Source organism: Actinomyces sp. HMSC075C01 (assembly GCF_001812965.1).
GTDB lineage: Bacteria > Actinomycetota > Actinomycetes > Actinomycetales > Actinomycetaceae > Actinomyces > Actinomyces acetigenes.
The window spans coordinates 14,843-29,536 of record NZ_KV811036.1 but is presented as its reverse complement, the minus strand read 5'-3'; the positions used below and the strand labels follow the sequence as shown (position 1 = coordinate 29,536).

11 protein-coding genes are annotated in these 14,694 nt (G+C 69.0%); 8 read left to right on the top strand and 3 right to left on the bottom strand.

The window, feature by feature from the left end; genetic code table 11:
- Positions 1–58 precede the first annotated feature (58 nt).
- On the bottom strand, positions 59–1,192 hold the full coding sequence (gene cydB / locus HMPREF2883_RS12025; protein WP_070662825.1) for a cytochrome d ubiquinol oxidase subunit II: 1,134 nt from the start codon (positions 1,190–1,192) through the stop codon (positions 59–61).
- A gap of 21 nt (positions 1,193–1,213) precedes the next feature.
- Complete coding sequence (locus HMPREF2883_RS12020; RefSeq protein WP_070662823.1) at positions 1,214–2,782, bottom strand: cytochrome ubiquinol oxidase subunit I; 1,569 nt, start codon at positions 2,780–2,782, stop codon at positions 1,214–1,216.
- Positions 2,783–3,400: 618 nt separating this feature from the next.
- Here HMPREF2883_RS12020 and HMPREF2883_RS12015 point away from each other — a divergent pair.
- The 7 genes from HMPREF2883_RS12015 (at position 3,401) to HMPREF2883_RS11985 (ending at position 12,502) form a co-directional block, all read left to right on the top strand.
- Positions 3,401–6,637, top strand: a complete 3,237-nt coding sequence (locus HMPREF2883_RS12015; RefSeq protein WP_070662821.1) for an Rne/Rng family ribonuclease — start codon at positions 3,401–3,403, stop codon at positions 6,635–6,637.
- 176 nt (positions 6,638–6,813) lie between these two features.
- Positions 6,814–7,134, top strand: a complete 321-nt coding sequence (gene rplU / locus HMPREF2883_RS12010; protein ID WP_004565174.1) for a 50S ribosomal protein L21 — start codon at positions 6,814–6,816, stop codon at positions 7,132–7,134.
- A gap of 69 nt (positions 7,135–7,203) precedes the next feature.
- Positions 7,204–7,461 carry a 50S ribosomal protein L27 gene (gene rpmA / locus HMPREF2883_RS12005; RefSeq protein WP_003785909.1) on the top strand — a complete coding sequence of 86 codons (258 nt, stop codon included), beginning with the start codon at positions 7,204–7,206 and terminating at the stop codon, positions 7,459–7,461.
- 88 nt (positions 7,462–7,549) lie between these two features.
- Complete coding sequence (obgE, locus tag HMPREF2883_RS12000) at positions 7,550–9,157, top strand: GTPase ObgE (RefSeq protein ID WP_070662819.1); 1,608 nt, start codon at positions 7,550–7,552, stop codon at positions 9,155–9,157.
- A gap of 88 nt (positions 9,158–9,245) precedes the next feature.
- A complete protein-coding gene (proB, locus tag HMPREF2883_RS11995; RefSeq protein ID WP_070662817.1) occupies positions 9,246–10,340 on the top strand; it encodes a glutamate 5-kinase in 1,095 nt (364 codons plus the stop codon).
- Between the two features lie 516 nt (positions 10,341–10,856).
- Entirely contained in the window at positions 10,857–12,152 is a 1,296-nt protein-coding gene (locus HMPREF2883_RS11990) for a glutamate-5-semialdehyde dehydrogenase (protein WP_070662815.1), read from the top strand.
- Positions 12,153–12,235: 83 nt separating this feature from the next.
- The gene (locus tag HMPREF2883_RS11985; RefSeq protein WP_256277471.1) at positions 12,236–12,502 is read left to right on the top strand and encodes a hypothetical protein; all 267 of its coding nucleotides are present in this window, start codon (positions 12,236–12,238) and stop codon (positions 12,500–12,502) included.
- On the opposite strand, the gene HMPREF2883_RS11980 is transcribed toward HMPREF2883_RS11985, so the two are convergent.
- Positions 12,499–13,275: a DeoR/GlpR family DNA-binding transcription regulator gene (locus HMPREF2883_RS11980; protein WP_070662813.1), complete on the bottom strand. Its 777-nt coding sequence runs from the start codon at positions 13,273–13,275 to the stop codon at positions 12,499–12,501. The two genes, HMPREF2883_RS11985 and HMPREF2883_RS11980, sit on opposite strands and share 4 nt — an antisense overlap.
- A 288-nt stretch (positions 13,276–13,563) precedes the next feature.
- Between HMPREF2883_RS11980 and HMPREF2883_RS11975 the strand changes: the two genes are divergently transcribed.
- Positions 13,564–14,649, top strand: coding sequence for an ROK family protein (locus tag HMPREF2883_RS11975; protein ID WP_070662811.1), 1,086 nt, complete (start codon positions 13,564–13,566; stop codon positions 14,647–14,649).
- Positions 14,650–14,694: the final 45 nt, after the last annotated feature.

Genomic DNA, 14,694 nt, shown 5'->3' with positions numbered 1-14,694 from the left:
GGATAGGGGAGTGGGCCCAAGGGCCCGGAAACCCCCGGCCGATGCGTCGCGCTGATGGTCAGTACCCGAAGTGGGCCTCGGGCTGGGCCGAGTCACGCACCAGCGTGGGGTGCAGCCCGCCCTGGTCGGGGTTGATGCTCTCGACGCTGATACGCGAGGCGAAGACCTTGTAACTCCAGATCGTGTAGGCCAGGACCCCGGGGACGAACACGGCCGCGGCGACGGTCATGATGAGCAGGGTCGTGTCGGCGCTCGCGGCCTGCTGGATCGTCAGCGAGTAGGCCGGGTCCACCGAGGAGCGCATGACGTTGGGGGCCATCGCGGCAAAGATGAAGACGACGGCGAAGGCGATCCCCACGAAGTGCAGGGCGAAGGCCCGACCCTCGTTCCCAGTGCGTCCCATGAGCAGGGAGCCGACGAGTCCGGCAGCGGCGATGACCAACGGGATCCAGGACAGGGCGCTGCCGGAGTAGGCCAGCTGCGCCCACAGGGCCCAGGCGGCGGTGACCGCGGTGACCGCGGGGGCGAGCCGGCGCGACATCCGCAGTGCGCGCTGTGACAGGTCACCGGTGGTCTTGAGCGCCACGAAGAGCGCGCCGTGGTTGAGGAAGAGCAGGCAGGTGACGACGCCTCCCAGCAGGGTGAAGGGGGTCACCATCGTGAGCAGGCCCCCGGTGATCTGGTGGGCGGCACCGGGCACCAGGGAGTCGGCCGGCACCTGGGAGGCCGGGACGACGGCGCCGTTGGAGGTCTGGACGACCTCGATGTGCATGCCCTGAACCAGGTTCGCGAAGGCCACGCCCCATAGGATGGAGGGCAGCCAGGCGCTGATCGTGTGGACCCAGTCCCAGCGGTCGCGCCAGGTCTGGGAGTTGACCTTGGGGCGCCACTCGATGGCGCATACGCGCACGATGAGGCACAGCAGAATGATGAACAGGACGATGTAGGCCCCGGAGAACAGGGTGGAGTACCACTCGGGGAAAGCGGCGAAGGTCGCCCCGCCGGCGGTCAGCAGCCACACCTCGTTACCGTCCCAGTGGGGGCCGATGGCGGCCAGCGTCGCGCGCCGCTCACGCTCGTCGCGGCCCAGGATCTTCAGGATCATACCGACGCCGAAGTCGAAGCCCTCCAGGGTGAGGTAGCCGATCCACAGGACGGCGATGAGGATGAACCAGAGGATGCTCAGTGTCATGGGTTGTCTACCTTCCTCGGTTCAGTAGGCGAAGGACAGGGCCGGGGCGGCCTCGGAGGAGTCAACGGAGTCGCCGTCGGAGTCGTCGTCGGAATCCGTGTCCTTGCTGTCCTGGTCCGTCTGCTTGGACGTGCCGGTCTTGTCCGGCACCGGGGTGCGCACCCCTTCGCGGATGTAGCGGCGCAGCAGCATGAACCAGACCACTCCGAGCGCGGCGTACAGCAGGGTGAAGATGACCATCGAGGCCAGCACCGTACCCGAGGAGACCGCGGAGGAGACGCCGTCGGCCGTGAGCATGTAGACCTGGGAGACCGGGTCGGACAGGTTGGGGACGATGACCCAGGGCTGACGGCCCATCTCACGGAAGATCCAGCCGAAGGAGCAGGCGATGAAGGGCATCCACATGGTGGCCAGCGCCGCCTTGCCCAGAAGCGGGCGGGAGACGAGCCTGTTGGCACGGGTCAGCCACAGGGCCAGAGCCCCCAGGCCCATCGAGGCCATGCCCAGTCCGATCATGAGGCGGAAGGACCAGAAGTTGACCATGACGTTGGGGCTGTAGTCGACGGCGTTGCCGCGCGCATCAGTGGTGCCGTACTGCTTGTAGATGTCACCGGCCTCCTTGAGCCCGGTGATCTTGGCGTTGACGTCGTTGGTGGCCATGAAGGAGTAGACACCGGGAACCGAGATGAACCGGACCATGCCGTCCTCGTTCTTGCAGTCCCCGAAGGCGGCCACGGTGAAGGGGGCTCCGGCCTCGGTGTGGCACAGTCCCTCGGCGGCGGCCATCTTGCCCGGTTGGTACTCGGCGACCAGCTGGCCCTGCATGTGGCCGGTGCCGGCGGTGACCAGGCCCGCGGCCACCATGACGACGGCCCCGAAACGGGCGACCCGCCGCCACAGCTCACGCGCCTCGAAGTCCTGCTTCGCCTGGGCGGCCTTGACCATCCACCACACGGACACGCCCATGACGACGGCCGCGGCCACGAGCAGGGCCGAGGAGATGACGTGCAGCACGGTGGCCCACACCAGCTCGTTGGACAGGAGCTTGAGGAAGCCGCTCACGCCGTCGAGCTCGGCACGCCCCGTCTTGGGGTTGACGACGGCGCCCACCGGGTGCTGCATCCAGGAGTTGGCGGTGAGGATGAAGAAGGCGGAGAAGTTCGTGCCGGCGGCCACGGCCCACATGCACAGGTTGTGCAGCCTGGGGGACAGTCGGTCCCATCCGAAGATCCACAGGCCCAGGAAGACGGACTCCATGAAGAAGGCCAGCAGGGCCTCGAAGGCGAGAGGGGCGCCGAAGATGTTACCGACGAACCTGGAGTACTCCGACCAGTTCATGCCGAACTGGAACTCCTGAACGATGCCGGTGGCCACGCCCAGCGCGAAGTTGATCAGCAGAATCTTGCCGAAGAACGTGGTGGCCACGAGCCACTGCCTGTTGCCGGTCCTGCGCCACAGCGTCTCCATGAGAGCCACCAGCGGGGACAGCCCGATGGTCAGCGGAACCAGGATGAAGTGGTAGACGGTGGTGATACCGAACTGCCAGCGCGCCAGATCCAGAGAGTCCAGCGCCATAGGAGAGATGGCCATCCGTGCCACCTTTCGGAGATGACGATGAGGTCGATAAGAGAATCTGTAGAACGTCCTACAGGTCAATAAGAGTATTATAGTGCATCTGTGACGCCATGTCGTGAAACGCGTGAGGTGTGAAGGTGCTGCGGCCTGCGGTCCATCCGGTTCTTTTCCTGTGGTCGCACCGCTGATGAGGTGTTGTCGCAGTAGTTTAAAAGGTAAGCGTTGAAGGTGTGACTGCTGTGAGATTGGGTCGAAAGTCCGTAATACTTTAGTGGGGCTTCCGCGTGTCTTGGTGGGGTGGGTGGTTGCTGGGTGGGTGATGAGGCCAACGTGTGCAGAGATCGGGGACACCATGAGTCGCACAAGCGCTTATCGGCGTATGTGTGGGATACTTCGAGCCGGCTTCGGGTGTCTCGTACCGGTACCTGAAGCCGCGCCTTCCGGCCGACCCTGTCCGAGGACCTTGCGCCGCCTGAGCTGCGCCGCTGCGAGCCCGGTCTGTGTGGACGTCAGGTAAGGCGTGCGCCCTCGCGGGCGCTCTCAAGACTTTCTCGCTGCTCCCGGCCGGGAGCACAACCGCGCTGACGCGTCGAGGGTACGACGACGGCGTCGGCCCCGGAGAGTGCAAGCCCCATGGCACGTCGCACCACATCAGAATCAACAGAATCGTACGAGCAGGAGCGCGCTGACGGTGACGCCGTGAGCGCCCCGACTCCGCGCCGCCGTCGCAGGGTCACCGCGGCCGCGGCCGCCCCCGCCCAGGCTCCCGTTGCCGAGCAGCCCGGTTCGGTAGGGGCCTTAGATGCCGTCACCGCCTCCGGGTCCGAGGGGTCCGGCGTGCAGCCGGCCCCGCAGACCACAGCCGTCGAGCCGGCCCCTCCTCGTCGTCGTCGGAAGGTCGTCGCGGCCTCCGTCGCCCCCGAGGAGGCTCCCGCCGCCGAGCCCCACGTCGCCGCAGAGGCGAGCGAGACCGACGGGGCGCACGTGGCCGAGGGTGGGCCGAGCGCCGATGCTGCGCAGGAAGACCTCGACGAGCAGGTCGACACCGAGGGAACCGACGATGAGGAGCCCGAGATCTCCCAGGAGGATGACGAGCTCACCGAGGCGGACCTGGATGAGAAGGACCTCCAGGCCCCCCGCCTTCCCGCAGCCTCGCTCCTGTTCCAGGCCCCCGACCCCAGTCGGGCCCGTCGACGCCGCCGGGTCACCGCGGCGACCGCCGCCCCCCAGGCGGCGCCAACCGCCTCGCGCCACCAAGGCGCCAAGGACTGGGCGGATAAGGAGGACGCCGGTGCCCGAGCCGGCGCGGAGGGACGCAACGAGGAGGCTGAGGCCGAGTCCTCCCGATCCGACCGCAGCAGTGCCCGCGGCCGTCGGCGTCGGCAGGCAGTAGCCAGTACCGGCGCCCCGCCGGAGCCCCGCGAGGACTCCGTCCACGACAAGGCCGACACCGAGCCCGCCGAGGTCTCAGAGAATGACGGGACCGATGAGCCCCGGGCCGAGTCCTCGGAGGATTCCCGTGAGGGCGGGGCCCGCCGCAAGCGCCGCCGTGGCGGACGCGGTCGGCGCTCGCGCTCGCGGGGCGAGGACTCGGCGCGCAACGACGCCGATGATGAGCCGCAGGCCGTGGAGGAGGGCGGAGACGATGCGGCGCTCTCGCGCGAGACCTCCGCTGACGGCGCCACTGAGACCGCCACAAGCACCGTGTCCGGATCGCGCCGTCGGCGGCGTCGGTCCCGCACCCGCTCGGAGGGTGGCGACCTGCGTGACGAGGTGACCGCCCTCAAGGGGTCCACCCGCCTGGAGGCCAAGCGTCAGCGCCGCCGCGAAGGGCGGGCGGCCGGGCGCCGTCGTCCCATCATCACCGAGGCCGAGTTCCTGGCCCGTCGCGAGTCCGTGGACCGGCAGATGATCGTGCGCGAGTCCGACGGCCTCAACCAGATCGCCGTCCTGGAGGACGGGCTCCTCGTGGAGCACTACGTCTCCCGGCACACGCAGACCTCCATGGTCGGCAACGTCTACGTCGGTCGGGTTCAGAACGTCCTGCCCTCCATGGAGGCCGCCTTCGTGGACCTGGGTAAGGGCCGCAACGCCGTGCTCTACGCCGGTGAGGTCAACTGGGACGCCGCTGGCCTGGAGGGCAGGCCCCGCCGCATCGAGGACGCCCTCTCCAGTGGCGACACCGTCCTGGTACAGGTCACCAAGGATCCCATCGGCCACAAGGGTGCTCGCCTCACCAGCCAGATCACCCTGGCGGGCCGATACCTGGTCCTGGTCCCCGGAGGCACCATGACGGGGATCTCGCGCAAGCTGCCGGACACTGAGCGCAGCCGCCTGAAGAAGATCCTCAAGCGGATCGTGCCCGACTCGGCCGGAGTCATTGTGCGCACCGCCGCGGAGGGGGCCACTCAGGAGCAGCTGACCGCCGACGTCGAACGCCTCGTGGCTCAGTGGGAGGCCATCGACAAGAAGGCGTCCTCCGTCATGAAGGGCAGTGGCAAGGCCCCGGTCCTGCTCAAGGGGGAGCCCGAGCTCGCCGTGAGAGTCATCCGCGACGTCTTCAACGAGGACTTCCGCAGACTCGTCGTCTCCGGCGACAACACCTGGTCCACGGTCTCCCAGTACATCGACGAGGTCAGCCCGGATCTGTCCGAGCGTCTCGAGCACTGGGTCGGCCCCGAGGACGTCTTCACCGCCCACCGCGTCGACGAGCAGCTCGCCAAGGGCTTCGACCGCAAGGTCTGGCTTCCCAGCGGCGGCACCCTGGTCATCGACCGCACCGAGGCGATGACCGTCATCGACGTCAACACCGGGCGCTTCACCGGTGCGGGAGGCACCCTGGAGGAGACCGTCACCCGTAACAACCTGGAGGCCGCCGAGGAGATCGTCCGCCAGCTGCGCCTGCGCGACATCGGCGGCATGGTCGTCATCGACTTCGTCGACATGGTCCTGGAGTCCAACCGGGACCTCGTGCTGCGCCGGCTCGTGGAGTGCCTGGGACGCGACCGGACGCGCCACCAGGTCACCGAGGTCACCTCGTTGGGGCTGGTCCAGATGACCCGCAAGCGGGTGGGGCAGGGGCTGGTCGAGGCCTTCTCCACCACCTGTGAGCACTGCAAGGGCCGGGGCTTCATCGTCCACGATGAGCCCGTGGAGAACCAGCAGGTCGATATGTCGGCCTCCGCCTCACGCGGTGGCGGGCGCTCGCGCGGGCGCAAGAACCGTGAGGAGCAGGCCACCGGCGGGGTGAAGAAGGAGACCAAGCAGGACTCCCAGGAGACCAAGGGTTCCAAGGGCTCCGGCCACGGCAAGGGAAACGCAGGGCGCGACGTCGCCGCATCGTCGGAGTCCGGAGCCGACGACGAGGCCCGGGCGGCGGTGCGCGGGGCCCTGGCCCAGATCGCGGCCGCCGCCGAACAGGCCCACAAGGACCACCAGCAGGAGGGGCAGGACCCTCATGAGGAGAGGTCCGTTGAGACCTCGGCCGCGGGTGTGAGCGACAGCGCCCATGACGCGGCGGGGACTGCGGAGAACGTGGAGCCCGTCGACGGCCAGGACGCTTCGGACTCCCCGGCCGAGGACAAGCCGGCCAAGACCAGGTCGAGGAAGGCGGCTGACAAGAAGTCGGCGAAGAAGTCCGGTGAGAAGAAGAGCGACAAGGCGGAGAAGAAGTCGGGGAGGAAGACCGGTGGGAAGGCTGAGAAGAAGGCCGCCACGACGTCTGAGGGCCCTGCTGAGCCGCAGCCCGACGAGGCGCCGTCGGGCTCGGCTGAGGAGAAGCCTGCAAGGAGAACGCGACGGCGGGCCGCGGCCAAGAGCGCCGCGCCTTCGCCGGAGAATTCTTCAGACACCCCGGAGGCATCGGCCTGACGAGGTCTCCGTGCCCAAGAACACAGGGGGCGGGGCGGATCGGAGGTTGGTGCTGGCGACATGATCGCCTAGAGTTATCTGCCGGTGCTTCTTGCGCCATTGCCCAGACAGGGCCCTCCCGGCGAGGCCGATCCCGGTCTTGCACCGAGTGAGAGCCTTTCGAAGAATCTACAGAGATGAGCATTCAAGTGGTCTACGCGATCGTCAAGGCCGGCGGCCGTCAGGAGAAGGTCTCCGTCGGCGACGTCGTGGTTGTCGACAAGCTTGCTGGTGAGATCGGCGACGAGGTCACCCTCGCCCCCGTCATGCTGGTGGACGGCGACAAGGTGACCACCTCTGCCGCCGATCTGGCCAAGTCCTCCGTCACCGCCGAGATCATCGGCGACGAGAAGGGCCCCAAGATCAACATCCTCAAGTTCAAGAACAAGACCGGCTTCCGCAAGCGCCAGGGCCACCGCGCTCAGCTGACGGCCGTCAAGGTCACCGCTATCAAGTGACCGCCCCGGCGTCAGCCAGTACGCGGGCATCCTGAACGCACACGCTCGAGAAGAAAGAAGCCTTCAACCATGGCACACAAGAAGGGTCTTGGTTCCTCCCGTAACGGCCGCGACTCCAACGCGCAGCGCCTCGGCGTCAAGCGCTTCGGCGGCCAGTTCGTCAAGGCCGGCGAGATCATCGTCCGCCAGCGCGGCACCCACTTCCACCCGGGCCGCAACGTCGGCCGCGGCAACGACGACACCCTGTTCGCCACCGCTGCCGGTAACGTCGAGTTCGGCACCTTCCGCGGTCGCCGGGTCGTCAACGTCGTGCTCCCCGAGGCCTGAGCCCCGAGCACATCAACACGTCGCGAGAGAGGGTGGACGGCAGCTGCCGTCCACCCTCTCTCGCTATCCCGGACTCACAGGAGACCCCATGCCCAGCTTCATTGACCGAGTGGTCCTCCACGTGGCCGGCGGCGACGGCGGCAACGGCTGCACCTCCGTGCACCGTGAGAAGTTCAAGCCCCTGGCCGGACCCGACGGCGGCGACGGCGGTCATGGCGGCGACGTCGTCCTGACTGTCGACCCCCGGGTGACGACCCTGCTGAGCTACCACCGCTCCCCGCACCAGCGGGCCGGCAACGGCACCCCCGGCATGGGGGACTGGCGCCGCGGTACCGACGGCAAGAACCTCGTCCTGCCCGTTCCCGAGGGCACCGTCGTCAAGGACTCGAGCGGCCAGGTCATCGCCGATCTCGTGGGGGAGGCCGCCAGCGTCGTCGTCGCCCAGGGCGGCACTGGCGGGCGCGGCAACTTCTCCCTGGCCTCTGCCAGGCGCAAGGCCCCCGGCTTCCACCTCCTGGGTGAGCCCGGTCAGGCCCGCGACATCACCTTGGAGCTCAAGACCATTGCCGACGTCGCCCTGGTGGGCTACCCCAGCGCCGGCAAATCCTCCCTCATCGCCGCCATGAGCGCCGCCCGCCCCAAGATCGCCGACTACCCCTTCACAACCCTCGTGCCCAACCTCGGGGTGGTCGAGGCCGGCGACGTGCGCTACACGATCGCCGACGTCCCCGGCCTCATCCCCGGCGCCTCCCAGGGCAAGGGGCTGGGGCTGGACTTCCTGCGGCACATCGAGCGCTGCGCGGTCATCGTCCACGTCCTGGACTGCGCCACCCTCGAGCCGGGGCGCGATCCCCTGTCCGACCTGGACACCATTGAGGCCGAGCTCGCCGCCTACTCCGAGCGCCTCGGCGAGCAGGAGGACGACCCCTCCCTCACCGGCCGGGTCCCCCTCATGGAGCGTCCCCGCATCGTGGTGCTCAACAAGGTCGACGTCCCCGACGCCGCCGAGCTCGCCGAGTTCGTGCGCGCCGACATCGAGGCCCGGGGACTGCCCGTCCACATCATCTCCGCGGTCGCGCACACGGGGTTGCGTCCCCTGTCCTTCGCTCTGGCCGGTGAGGTCGAGCGGGCCCGCAAGGCCGCTCCGGCAACTCCCCGGCGCGACCGCGAGTCCGGTGGGACCGGGGGCTCCGGTGGGCCGCGCCCCATCATCCGGCCCGCAGCGGTCGGACGCCGGGAGAAGGAGAGTGTCGCCCAGGTCCGTCTGCTGGCCCACCCCAGCGAGGGGCAGGTCTACCAGGTTCGCGGGCAGCGCCCCGAGCGCTGGGTGCGTCAGACCGACTTCTCCAATGACGAGGCCGTCGGCTACCTCGCCGACCGTCTGGCCGCGGCCGGGGTTGAGGACGAGCTCGTCAAGGCCGGTGCCCACGCAGGAGACACCGTCCTCATCGGCGAGGTCGACGGGGGAGTGCTCTTCACCTGGGAGCCCTCGATGACCACCGGCCCCGAGCTGCTGGGCGCCCGAGGCACCGACCTGCGCCTGGAGACCAGTCGGCGTCGGACCAACGTGGAGCGGCGCAGCCAGTACCACGAGATGATGGACGCCAAGGAGGCCGCACGCCAACAGCTGCGCGACGAGGCCGCCGAGGGCCTGTGGACCGATGCCACCTCCTGGCACGGGGACGACGAGGACTGACCGGAGGGATCCCGTGACACCATCAGGAACCGGCACCGGCGCCGCCGGTGGGCAGGAGCGCCCGGAACGACTGCCCGCCGGCGCCCGCGTGGTGGTCAAGGTCGGCTCCTCGTCCCTGACGCGCGCCGACGGCGGGCTCGACCTCAACCGCATCGACATCCTCGCCGGCCTCATCGCAGGCATGCGCAGGCGTGGCCACGACGTCGTCCTGGTCTCCTCCGGGGCCGTCGCCTCAGGGCTGGTGCCCCTGGGGATGAGTCGGCGCCCCGACGAGCTCAGTCTCCTGCAGGCGGCCGCCTCCGTGGGGCAGGGCCGGCTCGCCGCCCGCTGGGAGACCGCAATGAGCGCCTACGGGCTGGTGACCGCCCAGGTCCTGCTGACCGCCCATGACGTCGCCATCCGCAGCCACTACCGCACGGTGCGCGCCACCTTCGACTCCCTGCTCTCACTGGGAGCCGTCCCCATCATCAACGAGAACGACGCGGTGGCCACCAGCGAGTTCAGCCTCGGCGACAACGACCGGCTTGCCGCCCTCGTGGCCCACCTGGTGACCGCCGACGTCCTGGTGCTGCTCACCGACGTCGACGGCCTGTGGACCGCGCGCCCCGGGACCCCCGGCGCCACGCCCATCCGCTATGTGCGCTCCTTGGCGGACCTGGCGGGGGTCAGTGTCTCCGGACGCGGCTCCTTCGTGGGAACCGGCGGCATGACCACCAAGCTCCAGGCCGCCACCATCGCCTGCGCCTCGGGCACCACCACCCTCATCGCTCGGGCCGACGACGCCGCTGGGCTCCTGGGGCAGGGACGGGTTCCCAGCGACCTGGGCACCTGGTTCGAGCCCACCGGGCCCCACCGCCCCAGCCGGCGGCTGTGGATGGCTCACGCCTCCCAGCCCGAAGGGCGTGTTCTCATCGATGCCGGGGCGGCCCGGGCCCTGACCGTGGGAAAGAAGTCGCTCCTGCTGCCCGGCCTGACCGGCGTCGACGGGGACTTCGAGTCGGGCTCCGTCGTCGATGTCGTCGGCCCTGAGGGTGTCCTGGCGCGGGGAATATGCCGCTACGCCGCTGCTGAGCTGCGCGAGGTCCTGGGGGCCCGGGCCGAGGGCGCCCCCGCCCCCGATCATGTGGCCCCAGTGATCCACCGCGACGATCTCGCCGAGCTGCCCCGTATCGCCGGAGTCTGAGCGCATCGCCTCAAGCGCGGGCGCGAATCCTGGCGATTCGATCGGTGGGGCGGTCACAATGTCCGAGTGAGTTGCTCGTTCCTGCAGCGTCCTTGCGCGCCGCCGTGGACCTTTAGCAGGGCACCACTGCACCATCGAGGACGTACTTCTGTTACCAGGACTGCGTTCTACGGCAAACGACGACGCGGGGAACCCAGTATCCCGTCGGACAACGCAGTCCCCGAACGAACAGTACGTCCTCGGCGCGAACCGCAGTCCCCACTATCCCCGGACCGCCCGAGCCGACTCTCGGCCGGACCACTGCACGAGGGTGGGGTGCTACTGGAGGAGAGGCGGGTGTGCTTCAGGTAGGTGGGGCCTTCGTGCAGTACGCACAACCCCTGGCCGGTGGATCCCTACCCTCCTGCTGTTCGTGAACACCGTGGGCACCTCAGCCCTCACACCGGTGGCCCGCCAGTGGTTCTGCGGGCCGACGCAGACTCCTCCTGCCGGAGTCTCTTCTTCTATGGTGTCCCCATGAACGACGTTGAGGCCCACGAGCTCGTCACCGCAACCGCCAGCTCAGCCCGCGCAGCGCAACGGAGCCTGGCCAGGGCCCCGCGCGCCGTCAAGGACGCCGCCCTGGAGGCCATGGCCCGCAGCCTCACCGAGCACGGTGAAGCGATCCTCGCGGCCAACGCCGCCGACCTGGAGCGCGGACGCCAAGGCGGGATGAAGGCCGGTCTCCTCGACCGCCTGGCCCTGGACTCCGGCCGCCTGTCAGCCATCGCCGACTCCCTGCGCGAGGTGGCCGCCCTGCCCGACCCCGTGGGCCAGGTCGTTGACGGCTCGGTCATGCCCAACGGGCTGCGAGTGCGCCGGGTGCGGGTGCCACTGGGCGTCGTCGGCATGATCTACGAGGCCCGCCCCAACGTCACCGTCGACACCGCCGCCCTGGCCGTCAAGTCCGGCAACGCCATCATTCTGCGCGGAGGCAGCGCCGCCCAGGACTCCAATGCCGCCATCGTCATGGCCCTGCGCAGCGCCCTGGAGGCGCAGGGACTGCCCGCAGACCTCGTATCGAGCATTGATGCCGCAGGTCGGGACGGGGCCCGCGCCCTCATGCGCGCCCACGGTCTGGTCGACGCCCTGGTGCCGCGGGGCGGGGCCGGACTCATTCGCACCGTCGTTGAGCAGTCCACGGTGCCCGTCATCGAGACCGGATCGGGCAACTGCCACGTCTACGTCGACGCCAGTGCCGACCTCGATGCCGCGGTGAACATCATCGTCAACGCCAAGACCCAGCGCGTCGGGGTGTGCAACGCCGCCGAGACGCTCCTGGTCCACGCCGACGTCGCCGCCACCTACCTGCCGGCGGCCGCCCGAGCCCTGTGGGACAAGGACACCGTCCTGCACACCGACCCCACTGCCCACCAGCTCCTGACCGAGGCGGCCGCGGACGGTGGACATGATGACCTCCTGACCGAGGCCACTGAGGCCGACTGGGACACCGAGTACGGCTCGCTGGACCTGGCCGTGCGTGTCGTGAAGAGCCTGGAGGAGGCCATCGACCACATCCGTGCCCACACCACCGGGCACACCGAGGCGGTCCTCGCCCAGGACGTGAGCGTCATCAACGACTTCATCGCCGGCATGGACTCGGCGGCCGTCATGGTCAACGCCTCGACCCGCTTCACCGACGGAGGGCAGCTGGGGCTGGGGGCCGAGCTGGGCATCTCCACCCAGAAGCTCCACGCCCGCGGCCCCATGGGATTGAGCGAGCTGACGACGACGACCTGGATCGTTGAGGGAGACGGCCACATCCGTCCCTGAGCCCTCGCGCCTGCGGGTGATGTTGGGACGCCTCGGAGTTGGACGGGGCCAGGACAACCGGGGGAGAAGGGGAGGACTCTGGAGTGGCGAGTCTGCTACATCGTTTTGGTCGCGGCCGCGTCATCGCCGCCGCGGTCGTCGTGGTGACAGCGGGCCTCCTGCTCGCGGTCACCCGCATGGTCTTCCCCCACCCCGCCGAGTCCGCGAAGGAACCGGGAATCGTCCTGACGGCGAGCCCGCGGGCCACGTCGTCCTACTCCTCGACCACGGCGACGCCGAGCCGGAGTGCCGGCGGTGCCGGCGTACAGTTAAGTACGGATGAGAAAGCTCTCAGGTTTGTCGGAGGCTAGACCAGTCGCACCTGGACTCCGGCTTGCTGCAGGGCCTCGACCTGGTCGGCGGGAGCAGCGTCGTCGGTGATGACGGTGTCGATCTTGGCGGTGGGGCAGATGAGGGCGAAGGCCGTCCTGCCGAGCTTGGAGCTGTCGCACACGGCGACGACGTGCTCGGCGGCCTCGACCAGGGCGGCGTTGACGGCCGCCTCCCCGTCGTGCTGGGTATAGGCGCCTCTGTCATCGAGGCCCTCGACTCCCAGGAAGAGCGTGCCCACACTGATCGAGGGAAGGATGAGAGAGGCTAGGGGGCCGGTGAGCTCGAAGGAACGGGCTCGCGCGATCCCACCGGTGACGACGACGCGCACGCACTGGCGCACAGCCATCTCGTTGGCGATGTTGACGGCATTGGTGACCAGGGTGACCGGCACCTCCGGATCGGTCAGCTCCGGCAGGAGCGCGATCTCGCGAGCCACCTCGGTGGTCGTGGTGCCGCCGTTGAGACCAACAGAGTCACCCGGGTGCACCAGGGCTGCCGCCGCCTTGGCGATGCGGGTCTTCTCATCGGCCATCTTGGAGGTGCGATAGCGCAGAGGCGGCTCGGTGGAGGTGGGGTTGGCGATGGCGCCGCCACGGGTACGGCTGACCAGCTGCTGGTCCGCCAGGTGGTCGAGATCGCGCCGTGCGGTCGCCGCCGAGACCCCCAACCGCGTGATGATGTCATCGATACGGACGCTGCCCTCGTCCATGACGATGTCGAGGATGGCCGAATGGCGATCATGCCGAGACATCTCGATCCTCCTGGGGGTCAAGGGGGTGGTGTGGGACGAAGAGGGAAGGGACGGGGCGGGGGTGGGACGTGACGTGATTTGCACATCAACTACTTGCCGTATTCTAGTGACCGTGCGGCAGGTAGCCAGCGTATGGATGTCAGCATAGTTCAGTGATGCCCGCGGTTGCCTCCTGAGAGCGACACATCGCGATACAAACCTTGCTACTGTCGTCGACATCAATCACGCCATTGCGTGGGGTGGTGGCCCTCGTAGGCTCGCCGCCCTGCCTCCGAGAACAGAGAAGATATGGGTTGTCCCGCTGACCTTGCCGCGCCCCTCCGCCGTGAGGAGGGCGTCGTCGCCATGGGGGTCGATGTCAGTGCCGACGCCGTCTCCGCGGTTGTCGCTGATGGCCGGGGGAGTGTCGTGTCCTCCCTGGAACGGCCCGTTCCCAAGGAGTGCCGTTTAGACGCCGACCGGCTGGCCCAGGAGATCGGCAGCGCGGTCCAGTCCTTATGCGCGGGCCTCGCCGATGACCTCAGCAATGGAGCGTCCGGTGCGGCGGCACTCGTGGTCGGGGTCAGTGTGCCCGGCGTCGTCGACGAGGATGAGGGGCGCGTGCGCCGCAGCGAGACTCTCGGGTTGCAGGACGCCCCGCTGGCGAGCCTGGTGAGGCAGTCGTTGTCGTCTCAGGCCGCTGAGGTGCCCGGACTCTCTGGAGACCTTGAGGTGAGGGTCTATCAAGATGCAGGCTGTGGCGCCTGGGCCGAGAGCCAGTGGGGTGCGGCCGGAAGGAACTGCCTCTATCTGGCGGTCGGTGCGCGGATCTCCTCCGCCGTCCTGCTGGGTGGCGCCCCGGTGCTCGGTGAGGGCTGGGCCGGTCAGGTCGGTCGGATCCTGGTTCCCGATCCGGACTGGAGCGGGGAGAGGGCCCGCCTGGAGGATGTCGCCTCCGTGTGCGCCATGGTGAGGCGCCACACCGCCGGCATGCTCGATGACTCCGCGGGCTCCTCCGGCTCCGGCGCCACGGCGCCGGCTACGGGCAGCTGTGATGACGCTTCCGGTGAGTCATTGACCCAGTGCGCCTCAGGTCTGGAGGCCCTCCTCGGCGCGATAGGTTCGGGGGACCGGGAGGCGCGCCGCGTCTGGGAGACCGGCCTTGACTGCCTGGCGGAGCTCGTCGCTCACGGTGTCGGTATGCTCGGCCCCCTCGACGTCGTCGTCAACTCCGAGCTGATGCGGGCTGACGAGGCCGCATTCCTTGAGCCTCTGCGACGTCGGGTGGCTGATCTCGTGGGCGACCTGCCGGCGCCACGGCTGATGGCCGCCCGGCTCGGGGCAACGGCCCCGGCGCTGGGGGCGGCGGGACGCGCACTGGCCGGCTGGAAGTAGTCTGACGGCAGCCCGAATGCCGCCTCGCGTCTCTGCGCCGTTGGC